Source organism: Pseudomonas sp. NPDC089534 (assembly GCF_044749305.1).
Classification (GTDB): Bacteria; Pseudomonadota; Gammaproteobacteria; order Pseudomonadales; family Pseudomonadaceae; genus Aquipseudomonas; species Aquipseudomonas ekonensis.
Genome location: NZ_JBIVHR010000006.1, coordinates 9,052 through 23,107 on the forward strand (window position 1 = coordinate 9,052; position 14,056 = coordinate 23,107).

Genomic DNA, 14,056 nt, shown 5'->3' on the forward strand with positions numbered 1-14,056 from the left:
ATGTCGCCGGCCTGAACCACTTCGTTCAGCAGGATCTTGATGTTCACTTCGTGGTCGGAGCAGTCCACACCACCGGCGTTGTCGATGAAGTCGGTGTTGGAGCCGCCGCCGTTGAGGCCGAACTCGACACGGCCCAGTTGGGTCATGCCGAGGTTGCCGCCCTCGCCCACCACTTTGCAGCGCAGTTCGTTGCCGTTCACGCGCAGCGCATCGTTGGCCTTGTCGCCGACATCGGCGTGGCTTTCGGTGCTGGCCTTGACGTAGGTGCCGATGCCGCCGTTCCACAGCAGATCCACCGGCGCCTTGAGCAAGGCGTTCAGCAGTTCGGTCGGGGTCAGCTTGTCGGCCTGGATGTCGAAGCGCTCTTTCATCTGCGGCGAGATGGCGATGCTCTTCGCGCTGCGCGAGAAGATGCCGCCGCCTTCGGACATGATGCTGGTGTCGTAGTCGGACCAGGCCGAACGCGGCAGGTCGAACATGCGCTGACGCTCGACGAAGCTGGTGGCAGGGTTCGGGTTCGGATCGATGAAGATGTGCATGTGGTTGAACGCGGCAACCAGTTGCAGCTTGTCGGACATCAACAGGCCGTTGCCGAACACGTCGCCGGCCATGTCGCCGATGCCGACCACGGTGACGCTGTCTTCCTGGACATTGATGCCGCGCTCACGGAAGTGACGCTGCACGCCGACCCACGCGCCCTTGGCGGTGATGCCCATTTTCTTGTGGTCGTAGCCGGCCGAACCGCCGGAGGCGAACGCGTCGCCCAGCCAGAAGCCGTAGTCGATGGCGATGCCGTTGGCGATGTCGGAGAAGGTCGCGGTGCCTTTGTCCGCCGCGACCACCAGGTACGGGTCATCGTCGTCATGGCGCACGACGTTGGCCGGCGGCACCAGTTTGCCGTCCTTCAGGTTGTCGGTGATGTCCAACAGGCCCGAGATGAAGATGCGGTAGCAGGCGATGCCCTCGGCCGCGACCTCGTCACGGCTGCCGCCCAGCGGCAGGCGACGCGGCAGGAAGCCGCCCTTGGCGCCCACCGGCACGATGACCGAGTTCTTCACTTGCTGGGCTTTCACCAGGCCCAGGACTTCGGTACGGAAGTCTTCTTCACGGTCGGACCAGCGCAGGCCGCCGCGCGCGACGTTGCCGAAGCGCAGGTGCACGCCTTCGACGCGCGGCGAGTAGACGAAGATTTCGAACTTCGGCACCGGCTTCGGCAATTCAGGGATCAAGTGCGGGTTGAACTTGAAGCTGAAGTACGACTTGTTCTGGCCGTTGGCGTCGGTCTGGTAGAAGTTGGTGCGCAGGGTCGCTTTGATCAGGTCCAGGTAACGACGCAGGATGCGGTCTTCGTTGAGGACTTGAACGTCGTCCAGCGCCGTCAGGATCGCTTGCTCCAGACGCAGTTGCTTGTCGTCCAGATCATCGCTGCCCAGTTTGCGCGCCAGGTAGAAGCGGGTCTTGAACAACCGGGTCAGTTCGCGGGCGATGTCGGTGTGGTTGTTCAGGGTGCTGGCGATGTAGCCCAGGTCGAAGCCCAGACGGATCTGCTTCAGGTAGCGGGCGTAGGCACGCAGCAGCGCCACGTCGCGCCACGGCAGGCCGGCGGTCAGCACCAGGCGGTTGAACGCATCGTTTTCGGCGTCGCCGCGCACGATGTGGACGAACGCGTCCTGCAGGGTGTCATTGAGCTGCTGGATGTCCAGGTCCATGCCTTCGGCCGCGGTGAACGCGAAGTCGTGGATCCAGAACTCGCGGCCGCTGTTGTGGCGCAGGCGATACGGGAACTCGCCCAGCACGCGCAGGCCGAGGTTTTCCAGGATCGGCAGGACGTCGGACAGCGCCAGCGGAGTATCGGCGTGATACAGCTTGCAGTGCAGCTCGCGCGGGCCCGAGGCCAGCGGCTGGTAGAAGCTCATGGCCAGCGGCTTCTTCTCGCTCAGGTTGAGCAGGTGCTGCATGTCGACCACGGCCGAGTGCGCCGCGAAACGCTCGCGGTAACCGGCCGGGAAGCCTTTCGGGAAGTCCGCCAGCACGTTGGTGCCGTTGGCTTCGCCGAAGGTCTCTACGGTCAGCGCGGCGTAGTCGTCCTGCCAGCTGCGGCAGGCCTGGATGACTTCGTTCTCCAGTTGCAGCGGGTCGATGTCGATGCGGTTTTTCGGGTCGACGCGCAGGATCAGCTGCACGCGGGCCAGCACGGACTCGGAGAAGAACGTCCAGAACTCGCAGTCGGTGGCCTTCAGGCGCTCCATCAGCACGTGCTGGATCTTCTGGCGCACTTCGGTGGAGTAGATGTCACGCGGCACGTAGGCCAGGCAGTAGCAGAAGCGGCCGTACGGATCCTTGCGCAGGAACACGCGGATCTTGTTGCGCTCCTGGATCTGCACGATCGACATCACGGTGCTGAACAGCTCGTCGACCGGGGTCTGGAACAGGTCGTCGCGAGGCAGCACTTCCAGCACCTGCGCCAGTTCCTTGCCCAGGTGGGCCTTGGACTGGAAGCCGGAGCGGCGCTCGATCTCCTCGACCTTGCGGCGGATGTACGGGATGGTGCGCACGCTTTCGCCGTACACCGACGAGGTGTACAGGCCCATGAAGCGGCATTCCTTGATGACGTTGCCGTCGGCGTCGATCTCGCGGATCGACACGTAGTCCGGGTAGGCCGGACGGTGCACGCGGCTCGGGTGCGCGGCCTTGGCGAAGGTCAGCAGCTTGGGTTCGCGCAGGTAGTTGACGGCGTAGTCTTCGATGCGCAGGTCGTCATAGGTCATGCCGGTGCGCAGCAGCTTGGTCAGGCCCAGGAAGGAGGCCGGGTCGTACTCGATGTGGCCGCCGTCGGCCTGGTCGGTGACCACGAACTCTTCGTAGCCGAGGAAGGTGAAGTGGTTGCCCACCAGCCATTCCAGGAAACTCTTGATCTCGCCCTTCTCGTCGCCGTCGACGGCGAATGCGCTGGTGTCGAGCTTGGTGAGGATCTCCTGCACCTTGGCCTTCATCGGCTCGAAATCGGCGACCGCGACGCGGACTTCACCCAGGACCTGCTCCAGTTCCTTGGTCAGCACATTCAGCTCGACCGCGTTGGCGCAGCGGTCGATTTCCAGGTACATCAGCGACTCGTGCTGCACGCCTTCGCCGGTGGTGCCCTTGGGCAGGATTTCCAGCAGCTCGCCCTTGTCGCCGCGACGCACGCTCAGCACGGTGGTCTGCAGGGTATGGATGCTGTAGCCGCGGCGGTTCAGCTCGGTGCGCACCGAGTCCACCAGGAACGGCAGGTCGTGGTGCAGCACTTCGACCGCGGTGTGGGTCGACTGCCAGCCGTGACGTTCGTAATCGGGGTTGTAGACGCGAACCTGAGGTTGCGCGTGGTCGAAGCGCTCAAGCAGGCGCCATGCGGAAAGCGTACAGCCAGCGAGGTCGGAGAGGCGACGCTGGGTCAGCTCGTCCAGGGAAATGATGCCGAAGAATTGTTCAGAGAACAGCGCCACTTGTGGCAGTGCCTGTTCACTGATGTGCTGCGCCAGTGCCGCTTGCAGTTGTTGCTGGATGTCGGCTTTTATGGCTGCGGTGAAGAACGCCATCTGTGGTACTCCGCTTGGGCTTGTTATTGATGGAAAGCGTCGCGTGCAAATCCCCTTTCGGGGCGTTCCGTCTCCCTGTTCCTGATTCTCGGGCAGAGGAAACAGGGTGACAGGTGGGTGAAGCTGGACGAGACACTCAGGTCACATTCACCTTCCATTGGATGGGCATCTGCAAAAACGACTGCCGGGCGCCGGCCGCGGGCCGTCGGCAATGCCTTTACGGGTGCCCATCCGTTGCGCAGCTTAATGGCTGCGACAATGTGACTGCTTGCAGCGCTGCGACATATTCGGTCATCGGCACGTAAACGGCGGCCTGCGCATCGGACAACACTAGCAGTCGCGTAGGAAAACGGCAGTCCAAGGGCAGGATTTGGCGCCGTTTCGTGCGGGAAATGACCCACCACCCGTCGAGCGGTCACGACACACGCTCTGACACTCGGACGAGCATAAATTCCCAGGGTTTGGCAGAATCGCGCCCCATCGCGACCGACATGCCCGCCGAGGCAGGAATCCCCCATGCAAATGACCACCGAACTGTTGATCGTCAACCCGTGCGACGACGAAGAAAACAACATGGCCATGCTGTGCTGCCACAGCAAGAAAGGCGAAATGTTCCTGATGAGCCGGTATCCGGACGAGGACGACCTGGAAATCACCCTGAACGACGAACCGTCGACCCTCGACGGCGTGAAGGTGACCCTGGCGTCGCGCCTGCTGAAGATCGAAATCGCGGCGGGAGACGCCGATGCGCTGAACGGTGACGACGTGATGGAAATCACCTTCAACCCGGACATGGTGGATCTCGACGAGGTCGAGCAGACCCTGAAGAACATTCTGGACGGCACCGGCACTTACATCCGCCAGGCCTGAAGTCGCCGGGACGGGCCCCATCGTCGGATCGCCGCCCGGGGCAAGCCCGCCCCCAGGATCTGTATTGCGCACATCTCCCTGTGGGAGCCAGCCTGCTGGCGATGGCGTCCGTGCAGACGCCATCGCCAGCAGGCTGGCTCCCACAAGATTTTGCGTGCGGCCGAAGCCCCCTTGATCCGACTTGCCCGCGATGGGCGGTCACCGTCATCCCCCGATGCGATTGTTACCCGGTCATTTCCCGCACTTTGCGCAAAATGCCGTTAGTCGCCACCCCCCGCGATGGATTAAAGTAACGCCCCCAGCCCCGGCGTTATCCGAACGCCTGCGGCCACCCTTTCCAGGAACAGTCACCGATGGAACATCGTGAAGCGCTGCTGGCGCTGCGAACCTTTCTTTCAACGCAGATCCTCGGCCAGGAAAAACTCATCGAGCGCCTGCTCATCGCCCTGCTCGCCGACGGCCACATGCTGGTCGAGGGCGCTCCGGGCCTGGCCAAGACCAAGGCGATCAAAGAGCTTGCCGAAGGCATCGACGCCCAGTTCCATCGCATCCAGTTCACCCCCGACCTGCTGCCGGCGGACGTCACCGGCACCGAGATCTACCGTCCGGAAACCGGCAGCTTCGTGTTCCAGCAGGGCCCGATCTTCCACAACCTGGTGCTGGCCGACGAAATCAACCGCGCCCCGGCCAAGGTGCAGTCGGCGCTGCTCGAAGCCATGGCCGAACGCCAGGTCAGCGTCGGGCGCAGCACCTATGAACTGTCGCCGCTGTTCCTGGTGATGGCCACGCAGAACCCGATCGAGCAGGAAGGCACCTACCCGCTGCCCGAAGCCCAGCTCGACCGCTTCCTGCTGCACGTCAAGATCGGTTTCCCGGATGCCGCCGTCGAACGGCGCATCCTCCAGCAGGCCCGCGGCGAAGCCCTCAACGGCGAAACCAAGCCTGAGCGGCGGGTCAGCCAGCAGGCGATCTTCGCGGCGCGCAAGGAAATCCTCGGGTTGTACATGGCCGACGCCGTGGAGGAATACCTGGTGCAACTGGTCATGGCCACCCGCAACCCGGCCAAGTTCGACCCGGAAATGGCCGAGTGGATCGCCTACGGCGCCAGCCCCCGCGGTTCCATCGCCCTCGACCGCTGCGCCCGGGCCCACGCCTGGCTCGCCGGACGCGACTTCGTCAGCCCGGAAGACATCCAGGCCGTGCTGTTCGACGTGCTGCGCCACCGCATCATCCTGTCGTTCGAGGCGGAAGCCGCCGGCATCGACCAGGACCGGGTGGTGCAGCGCATCCTCGACGTCGTCGCCGTCGCTTGACCGCCATGAACGCCCCCCTGCCGTCCGAACCGGGCATCCGCGTCAGCCTCGCCGAGCTGATCGAGATGCGTCACCGCGTCCGTGAGGTGCAGCTGTTCTCCACGCCGAGCCAGCGCAGCCCGCTGATCGGCCTGCACCATTCGAAGTTCCGCGGCCGTGGCGTGGACTTCGACCAGGTGCGGGTCTACCAGGCCGGCGACGACGTGCGCACCATCGACTGGCGCGTGACCGCCCGCACCCAGGAGCCGCACACCAAGCTGTTCCACGAGGAGCGCGAACGGCCGATCTTCATCATGGTCGAGCAGAGCCGGCGGCTGTTCTTCGGCTCCGGCCTGATGTTCAAGTCGGTGCTCGCCGCGCAGGCGGCGGCCCTGATCGGCTGGGCGGCGCTGGGCCACAACGACCGGGTCGGCGGGCTGGTGTTCGGCGACAACGAGCATTACGAAATCAAGCCCCGGCGCAGCAAGCAGAGCCTGCTGCAACTGCTCAACCGGCTAGTGCGCGCCAACCAGGCGCTGCACAGCGAACGCGAACCGGACCGCGATGCGTTCGGCGTGGCGCTGCGCCGGGCCCGTGAAGTGCTGCGGCCGGGCAGCCTGGTGATCGTGATCTGCGACGAGCGGGTGCTGTCCGACAGCGCCGAACAGCAGCTGAGCCTGCTGTCGCGCCACTGCGACCTGTTGCTGCTGCCGCTGTCCGACCCGCTGGACCATGCCCTGCCCGCCGCCGGGCTGCTGCGGTTCGCCGAACGCGGCGCGCAACTGGAGCTGGACACCCTCAACTTCGACCTGCGCCAGACCTACCGCGCCCAGGCCGAAGCGCGGATCGCCCGCTGGGAGCTGCTGGCGCAGAAGCTGCGGGTGCTGCTGATGCCCCTGAGCACCCAGAGCGAAATGGTCGAGCAGATGCGTGAGTTCCTCAACCCGCAGCGTCCGGGCAGCACCCGATGAACGGCCTCGAACAACTGCAGCCGCTGATGTCCCCGCCACCGGTCGCCTTCTGGCCGCCGGCGCCGGGCTGGTGGCTGCTGCTTCTGCTGTTGCCCCTGGCCGGTTTCGCCCTGTGGCGCCTGCGCCGGCTCATTCCCGTGAAGAAGCGTCCGATCGTGCGGGCCGAGCAACCGCTGGATCCGGTGCGCCTGGCCGCCCTCGCCGAACTGGCGCAGATGCCCAAGCCCTATGACGGCGCGCCCGCCGGCGCCTGGCTGCAGCAGCTCAACGGCCTGCTCAAGCGCCTGTGCCGCAACCACTACCCGAACAGCCACAGCCACACCCTCAACGGCCGCAAGTGGCTGGCATTCCTCGACAACCGCTGCCCCGCCGCCGGCCTGACCCGCTGGATGGTGCTGGTCGAAGGCGCCTACAAGCCCGAATGCAAGCTCGACGACAAGGCCATCGCCGGCCTGACCCAAGCGGTCGACACCTGGATCCGCAAGCATGTTTGAGTTCGCCTGGCCGTGGATCTTCGCGCTGCTGCCGCTGCCGTGGCTGATGCGCCTGGTGCTGCCGGTGGCCGACAGCGGCGAGCCGGCGCTGAAAGTGAGCTTTCTCGCCGACCTCGAAGGCCTCGCCCGCCGCCGGGCCCGGGCCAACCTGCCGGCCTGGCGGCAGCAGGCGCCGTTCCTGCTGCTGTGGCTGTTTTTGCTGATCGCCGCCGCGCGCCCGCAATGGCTCGGCGAACCGTTGCCGATCGCCGCCAGCGGCCGCGACCTGCTGGTGGCGGTGGACGTGTCCGGCTCCATGGACTTCCCCGACATGCAATGGCAGGGCGAAGACGTCAGCCGCCTGTCGCTGGTGCAGCATCTGCTCGGCGACTTCCTGGAAAGCCGCGACGGCGACCGGGTCGGCCTGATCCTGTTCGGCAGCCAGGCCTACCTGCAGGCGCCGCTGACCTTCGACCGCCGCACCGTGCGGGTCTGGCTCGACGAGGCGCGGATCGGCATCGCCGGCAAGAACACCGCCATCGGCGACGCCATCGGCCTGGCCCTCAAGCGCCTGCGGTTGCGCCCGGCCCAGAGCCGCGTGCTGGTGCTGGTCACCGACGGCGCGAACAACGGCGGCGAGATCGATCCGTTGACCGCCGCCCGCCTGGCCGCGAACGAAGGCGTGAAGATCTACCCGATCGGCATCGGCGCCGATCCCGAGTCGAGCGGCAGCACCGCCCTGCTCGGCTCGAACCCGACCCTGGACCTCGACGAACCGGCGCTCAAGGCCATCGCCGAGGCCACGGGCGGCCGCTATTTCCGCGCCCGCGACGGCCAGGAGCTGCAAGCGGTCAAGGACACCCTCGACCGCCTCGAACCGGTGGCCCAGCAACCGACCCAGGCCCGCCCGGCCCAGGCGCTGTATCAATGGCCGCTGGCGCTGGCGCTGCTGCTGAGCCTGCTGCTGGTGGTCCGCGAACTGTGGCCGGACAACCCGCTGCAACGCCTCTTCACCAAGGAACTGTATTTGCAAAGCCCGTTGCCTGACTGGCGCGCCCGCCTCAAGCGCCTGCGTCTGCGGAGGCGTCGATGATCACGCTCTGGCCGCACTGGTTCCGCCCCTGGTGGCTGTTGCTGCTGCCGCTGCTGGGATGGCTGCTCTGGCAACTCTGGCACCGGCAGAAACGCGCCGGGCGCTGGCAGATGATCCTGCCGCCGGCCTTCCATTCCACCTTGCTTCGCGGCGGTGGCGGGCGTGACAGCAAACTGCCGTGGATCGCCCTGGGCGTCGCCTGGCTGCTGGCCGTCGCGGCGCTGCTCGGGCCGAGCTGGGAACGGGTCGAGCAGACCAGCCAGAAACCCGCCGATCCTCTGGTGGTGCTGCTGGAGCTGACCCCGGAAATGCTCGCCACCGACTCGCCGCCGACGCGGCTCGAGCAGGCCCGGCGCAAGCTGTTCGACCTGCTGCAGGCGCGCAGCGACGCGCAGACCGCCATCGTGGTCTTTGCCGGCAGCGCCCACACGCTGGTGCCGCTGTCCGATGACCTGGCCACCAGCCGCAACCTGCTGGACGCGCTCAAGCCGTCGCTGATGCCGGAAAGCGGCCATCGCGCCGATCTGGCGGTGAATAAGGCGCTGGCCCTGCTCAAGCAGGGCGCCCTGGGCCAGGGGCGGATCCTGCTGATCGGCTCGTCGCTGTCGGAGGAGGAGCGCCTGGGCATTCGCCGTGCGCTGGGCGGGCAGTCCCCGCAATTATTGATGCTCGGCGTCGGCACCGCCGAAGGGGCGCCGATCGCCCAGGAAGACGGCAGTTTCCTCAAGGACGCCCAGGGCGCGATCCGCGTGCCGCAGCTCGACGGCCCCGGCCTCAGCGCGTTTCTAGGCTCCGTGGGCGGCGAGTACCACGGCGCCCGCCTGGACGTATCCGACCTGCGCGCCCTCGGCCTGCTCGACGGTCCGCGCAGCCTGCGCGACGACGGCCAGACCCTGCGCCTGGACACCTGGGCCGATCAGGGCTATTGGCTGTTGCTGCCGCTGTTGCTGCTCGCCGCGTGCGCCGGGCGCCGCGGCTGGCTGTTCTGCCTGCCGCTGCTGTGGTGCCTGCCGCAGCCCGGCTACGCGTTCGACTTCGAAGACCTGTGGCTGCGCCCGGACCAGCAGGGCCTGCACCTGCTCAAGCAGAAGCGCCCGGCCGAGGCGGCGAAGCACTTCGAGGATCCGCAGTGGCAAGGGGTGGCGCTGTACGAGGCCGGGGACTACAGTGGCGCCGCCCAGCGCTTCGCCGAAGGCAACGACGCCCGCGCCCACTACAATCGCGGCAATGCCCTGGCCAGGGGCGGTGAGCTGGAGGCGGCGCTGGATGCCTACGACCAGGCCCTGGAACGCCAGCCGGACCTGCGTCCGGCGCTGACCAACAAGGCGTTGGTGGAAAACCTGCTGAAACAGAAGAACGCTCCGCCGCCTGCCGAACCGGAGAAGCCGTCGACGCAACAGAGCCTGCCGGGCGATGAGCCGCCGCCACCGAGCGCACCACCGCCGGCGGTGACAAGCGAATCCCCGAGCGACACCGCGCCGCCGCAGTCGGCCAGCGAACCGCCGCCGACCGCCCCGCCGCTGCCGGGCGCCAACGAACTGCCGGACACCGAGCCGCAGGACGAACAGAACGCCACACCGCCGCTGCTGCGCCCCGCCGAAGAGAACCTCGAAGGCGAACAGCGCCAGGCGCTGGAACAATGGCTGGGCAAGATCCCGGACGATCCGGGCGAACTGCTGCGTCGCAAGTTCTGGTATGAACAGCAACAACATCAGGATCAGGAAAACATTCGATGACCCGTTTCACCGCTCTCTTGCTGCCCCTGCTGATCTGCACGGCCCCCGCCCAGGCGGCCGAGCTGACGGCCAGCGTGGATCGCAGTCGCCTGAACTCCGGCGAGACGGTCGAACTCACCCTCGAATCCAACGATGTCACGCAGTTCGGCAAGCCGGACCTGACCCCGCTGGAGCCGCTATTCGAAGTGCGCGGCACCCGTCAGGTCAACCAGTTGAACACCCTCAACGGCGACAACCGCGCCACCACGCGCTGGATCGTCACCCTGCTGCCGAAAAACAACGGCAGCGTGGTGATTCCGCCCCTGCAACTGGGCGATGCGCAGAGCCAGCCGATCACCGTGCAGGTGGTCGAGAGCGATGCCCGCGAGAGCGCCAACGCACAGGACCCGGTGTTCATCGAGGCCAGCCTCGACCAGAACAGCGTCTACGTGCAGGCCCAGGCGGTGCTGACCGTGCGCATCTACCATTCGGTGTCGCTGTACGACGACAGCAGCCTGACGCCGCTGCAGATCGCCGATGCGCGCATCGAACAGCTGGGCGACACGCGCACCTACGAGAAAGACATCAACGGCGTGCGCCACGGCGTGATCGAAATGCGGTATGCGATCTATCCGCAGCACAGCGGCCTGCTGACCATCGCGCCGCAGACCTTCAGCGCGACGCTGGTCGACACCCGGCCGGCCGGAGACGCCGCCCAGGGGCCGAAACCGGGCAAGCTGATGCGCATCAGCTCCGAGGGGATGGCGCTGACGGTCAAGCCCAAGCCGATCACCTACCCGGTCGATGCCCCTTGGCTGCCGGCCCGCAGCCTGACCCTGAGCGAGAGCTGGAACCCGGAGCCGGACCATCTTCAGGTCGGCGACTCACTGACCCGCAGCCTGACCCTCAAGGCCGAAGGCCTGGCCAGTTCGCAGCTGCCCGCATTGCCGGCCACCGAAGCCAACGGCTTGCGCCGCTACCCGGACCAACCGGTGCTCAACAACCAGAGCGGCGACCGGGGCCTGACCGGCAGCCGCGAGGAGCGCGAAGCGCTGGTGCCCAGCCGCAGCGGCGCCATCGAGCTGCCGACCGTGGACGTGGTCTGGTGGAACACCTTCGAAGATCACCTGGAACACAGCAGCCTGCCGGCGCGCACGCTGCAAGTGGCGAGCAACCCGAGCCTGCAGGTCGACACCCCGGCCGGCACGCAACCGCTCGGCGCGGCCGAGAGCGAGACGCTGTGGTGGTGGAAGCTCAGTACGCTGATCCTGGCGTGCACCACCGCCCTCGGCTTCGGCCTGTGGTGGCGGGCCCGCTGGCAACCGGCGATCCTGCGCGCTGCCCAGACCGGCCCGAGCCCGCGCACGCTGCTCGACGACATCAAGCGCGCCAGCCAGGCCAACGACCCCCACGCCACCCGCCAGGCCCTCGACGCCTGGGCCCGGCAGCAGCCGGAAACCCTGGCCGACATGGCCGCCCGCTTCGTGCCGCTGTCCGACGCGCTGGACGGCCTCAACGGCGCGCTCTACAGCGAATCCGGCCAGCACTGGCAAGGCGAAGACCTGTGGCGGGCGATCCGCGCCATTCCGGCGGCCGAGCGGGCGAAGGATCCGGTGGGCGACAGCGGGTTGCCGCCGCTTTATCCCAAATAGTCCGGACTACTCACCGTCCGCTCCTCTTACCTACACATCCTTTACTGGCACGTAGAAGACCTATTGCGACGAAGCAATTACTTTACAACTTCAAACTGAGACGACCTCAGTGACAACTGTGCGATAGTGACACTTTTCTCATCGCAAAACTCAATTTCATAAGCTTCCTCCGGCTCATAGAAAACAGAAACTATTACGCCGATACTGCCAATAAAAAATCCCTCTGAAGGAAGATCCTCCAACAAGCGTACGACTTCATTTATTCCTAGAGGCATAAGATTACTTCACAAAAATTATTGTCAACCCTGGAGTATTTGAGTCCGGCTTTTAAATCCATTCCCATTCGCCCCCCGCAACAGGAGTTTTGACAGTAAAGCGAGCACCATATTTGCCGAGCAAAAAAAGGAGACAGATCTATCAAATAGATTCGTCCCCTTTTCTTACTCATAAGGATTGGCTTCTGCTTCTTTAACTCGAGTACTAGTCATATCGAATTCCGCGCCATCTTTATAGGTTATTTTTACTCCCAGCTCACCAGCCTCACCGCCCAGTCGAGTGGTGTTCTTTGTTGTTCTGGTAGTAATCGCTCCAATTTCTTTTGCCCCTAGAAGTCCCAGTTTAGACTAAAATGCTTAAGTGAACAGCATTACGGCTATACCGGAGATTTCTTTGAGTAACGCTCCTCCAATTTCTTAGCCGAACTTAGAACACCACCCCTCTCCTCGGGAAAGAAATCAGAATAAACATCGGCTGCAATTTTCATCAAAAAAACATAGTCAAGCACTCGAATACTTGAATTCTCCACTTCCCCAAAAAAGAAACTAGGCTCTGTACGAAATCCCGCGAAACCTAATCGTCGCTCCTCCAGCGGTGAGATTTTGTAGAGTCACGCGCCATTAACGGAAAGGAATTCTGTGATGGCAAGGCGCTACGAACTCACGGACGAGGCCTGGGATGAGGTCTCCGATCTTTTCATCGAACCCCATGGCCGGGGCCGGCCCCGACTGAGCGACCGACTGATGCTCGATGGCGTGCTGTGGGTGCTTTGCTCAGGCGCTGCATGGCGAGATATGCCTGAGCGCTTCGGCCCATGGTCAACGGTGTATCAACGATTTCGGGGCTGGCGAAACCAAGGGACTTTCGAGCAAATGCTCAAACGTCTGCATCTGAGATTGAATGAGCAGGGCTTGATCGATCTGCAAACCTGGATGATCGACTCAACCGCAGTACGCGCAACCCGAGCCTAATCTGGCGCCGGGAAAAAAAATACCGACAGCGCAACATCATCGAACGTATGTTTGGCTGGCTGAAAGAGAACCGCCGGATCGTGACACGCTTCGACAAGCTCGCAAAAAGTTATGCCGCCATGGTCTCACTCGCAAGCTCCATGCGGTGTTTGCGACATCTCTTTTCGTACAGAACCTAGTGAATGGCTGCAGCTTTGGCGGTGCCTTCGGCCCGGTACTCGCTACCACAGTCTCTTTTGCACCAACTAATTATCGGCTATGGGCAGTACTCAACCGTATAACTATTCTCTAGTTCTTGCTGCATCACTTTGGCCAGTTCCTCCCCCTCAGCTATATGCCGAAGCTCTGCCTCAGACGTGGTAAAGCCAGAGTCGGGCGGGTAGTCGCTGTTGAACGTAGCCTGATACTCACTGTCCCACGCGCTGATTTTGGCCCTCAGTTCTTGAGAGATGGGTAAATCTTCAATATCAACGTGCCCCATTCTATCCGCATCTGGACAGAATATCGGCCCAGCCAAATATTCACTTGTAAGTCTTAATCTGATCATGGCAATGGTTTCCAAGAACTGACCGGATTTGCTCGCACCACGAAACCGTTTGAGCCAACCCCAATTGCGATGTTTTGCTCAACGCCGTTGTACGTGATGCGATAAACATTAGCCGAACCGTTGGTCCCGACAACTTGTCCACGTTCAAGAGCACTCATTACCACAGTTGGAATGTCGTCACGTGAGACACCTTTATTGACGAAGTCGACTTCGTGTCGCTTGTAGATATGTTGCAATCCGGCAGCATCGGTGCCATTTTCGAGCCATACGGTTCGGCCATCTGGCAACCTACGAATATCAACCACATTTTCTGGCGTGATCTTAGTGCCTACAGGCAAGCCAGAGATCAACTCGTCTCTCGTCAGAGTTGAACCTGACACTCCTTTTGCACCTGTCGCTGCCGGCCCAACGACTGCCGCAATCTGCTCAGGCGTTAGTTTAGCCCCAGTTTTCGCTTCGATCTCCATCAAACCGCGGAGATCACTCAGTTCCTTGGTCGCTGCCCCTCCTGCTGCGACACCCAACCCGGCGGGCAGCGCCTCCGACATCCCTGCATCTGCGGCCCAGATCGCGACTTCGTTCGCGCACAAGACCGGGTTGATTGCGCAGCTAACTGCACCT

The 14,056-nt window shown here is 63.9% G+C and carries 10 protein-coding genes and 1 pseudogene; 8 read left to right on the forward strand and 3 right to left on the reverse strand.

Annotation, left to right across the window (positions count from 1 at the left end; genetic code table 11):
* Positions 1–3,575, reverse strand: a 3,575-nt coding sequence (locus ACIP0B_RS02985; RefSeq protein ID WP_400829673.1) for an NAD-glutamate dehydrogenase, incomplete at its 3' end; no start/stop codon positions are given.
* Positions 3,576–4,091: 516 nt separating this feature from the next.
* Here ACIP0B_RS02985 and ACIP0B_RS02990 point away from each other — a divergent pair.
* From ACIP0B_RS02990 to ACIP0B_RS03020, 7 genes are all read left to right on the forward strand, one after another.
* Entirely contained in the window at positions 4,092–4,445 is a 354-nt protein-coding gene (locus ACIP0B_RS02990; RefSeq protein ID WP_400829674.1) for a hypothetical protein, read from the forward strand.
* Positions 4,446–4,798: 353 nt separating this feature from the next.
* A complete protein-coding gene (locus tag ACIP0B_RS02995) occupies positions 4,799–5,758 on the forward strand; it encodes a MoxR family ATPase (RefSeq protein ID WP_085586889.1) in 960 nt (319 codons plus the stop codon).
* Between the two features lie 5 nt (positions 5,759–5,763).
* A complete protein-coding gene (locus ACIP0B_RS03000; RefSeq protein ID WP_400829676.1) occupies positions 5,764–6,708 on the forward strand; it encodes a DUF58 domain-containing protein in 945 nt (314 codons plus the stop codon).
* On the forward strand, positions 6,705–7,202 hold the full coding sequence (locus ACIP0B_RS03005; RefSeq protein WP_400829678.1) for a DUF4381 domain-containing protein: 498 nt from the start codon (positions 6,705–6,707) through the stop codon (positions 7,200–7,202). The genes ACIP0B_RS03000 and ACIP0B_RS03005 overlap by 4 nt, the downstream gene beginning before the upstream one ends.
* Positions 7,195–8,274, forward strand: coding sequence for a vWA domain-containing protein (locus ACIP0B_RS03010; protein ID WP_400829679.1), 1,080 nt, complete (start codon positions 7,195–7,197; stop codon positions 8,272–8,274). The genes ACIP0B_RS03005 and ACIP0B_RS03010 overlap by 8 nt, the downstream gene beginning before the upstream one ends.
* On the forward strand, positions 8,271–10,010 hold the full coding sequence (locus ACIP0B_RS03015) for a VWA domain-containing protein (RefSeq protein WP_400829681.1): 1,740 nt from the start codon (positions 8,271–8,273) through the stop codon (positions 10,008–10,010). The genes ACIP0B_RS03010 and ACIP0B_RS03015 overlap by 4 nt, the downstream gene beginning before the upstream one ends.
* On the forward strand, positions 10,007–11,641 hold the full coding sequence (locus tag ACIP0B_RS03020; RefSeq protein ID WP_400829682.1) for a BatD family protein: 1,635 nt from the start codon (positions 10,007–10,009) through the stop codon (positions 11,639–11,641). The genes ACIP0B_RS03015 and ACIP0B_RS03020 overlap by 4 nt, the downstream gene beginning before the upstream one ends.
* A gap of 77 nt (positions 11,642–11,718) precedes the next feature.
* Here the strand turns inward: ACIP0B_RS03020 and ACIP0B_RS03025 are convergent, their stop codons facing one another.
* On the reverse strand, positions 11,719–11,916 hold the full coding sequence (locus tag ACIP0B_RS03025; RefSeq protein WP_400829684.1) for a DUF4926 domain-containing protein: 198 nt from the start codon (positions 11,914–11,916) through the stop codon (positions 11,719–11,721).
* A 642-nt stretch (positions 11,917–12,558) separates the two neighbouring features.
* Between ACIP0B_RS03025 and ACIP0B_RS03030 the strand changes: the two are divergent.
* Positions 12,559–13,067, forward strand: a pseudogene (locus tag ACIP0B_RS03030) (IS5 family transposase).
* A 364-nt stretch (positions 13,068–13,431) separates the two neighbouring features.
* Here ACIP0B_RS03030 and ACIP0B_RS03035 read toward each other — a convergent pair.
* A complete protein-coding gene (locus ACIP0B_RS03035; RefSeq protein ID WP_400829787.1) occupies positions 13,432–13,983 on the reverse strand; it encodes a hypothetical protein in 552 nt (183 codons plus the stop codon).
* Between the last annotated feature and the right edge of the window lie 73 nt (positions 13,984–14,056).

What these genes read in the sequence shown, in the direction of transcription:
- ACIP0B_RS02990 (WP_400829674.1), top strand. Translation starts at nt 4,092, where the DNA reads ATGCAAATGACCACCGAACTGTTGATCGTCAACCCGTGCGACGACGAA.
- ACIP0B_RS02995 (WP_085586889.1), top strand. Translation starts at nt 4,799, where the DNA reads ATGGAACATCGTGAAGCGCTGCTGGCGCTGCGAACCTTTCTTTCAACG.
- ACIP0B_RS03000 (WP_400829676.1), top strand. Translation starts at nt 5,764, where the DNA reads ATGAACGCCCCCCTGCCGTCCGAACCGGGCATCCGCGTCAGCCTCGCC.
- ACIP0B_RS03005 (WP_400829678.1), top strand. Translation starts at nt 6,705, where the DNA reads ATGAACGGCCTCGAACAACTGCAGCCGCTGATGTCCCCGCCACCGGTC.
- ACIP0B_RS03010 (WP_400829679.1), top strand. Translation starts at nt 7,195, where the DNA reads ATGTTTGAGTTCGCCTGGCCGTGGATCTTCGCGCTGCTGCCGCTGCCG.
- ACIP0B_RS03015 (WP_400829681.1), top strand. Translation starts at nt 8,271, where the DNA reads ATGATCACGCTCTGGCCGCACTGGTTCCGCCCCTGGTGGCTGTTGCTG.
- ACIP0B_RS03020 (WP_400829682.1), top strand. Translation starts at nt 10,007, where the DNA reads ATGACCCGTTTCACCGCTCTCTTGCTGCCCCTGCTGATCTGCACGGCC.
- ACIP0B_RS03025 (WP_400829684.1), bottom strand. Translation starts at nt 11,916, where the DNA reads ATGCCTCTAGGAATAAATGAAGTCGTACGCTTGTTGGAGGATCTTCCT.
- ACIP0B_RS03035 (WP_400829787.1), bottom strand. Translation starts at nt 13,983, where the DNA reads ATGTCGGAGGCGCTGCCCGCCGGGTTGGGTGTCGCAGCAGGAGGGGCA.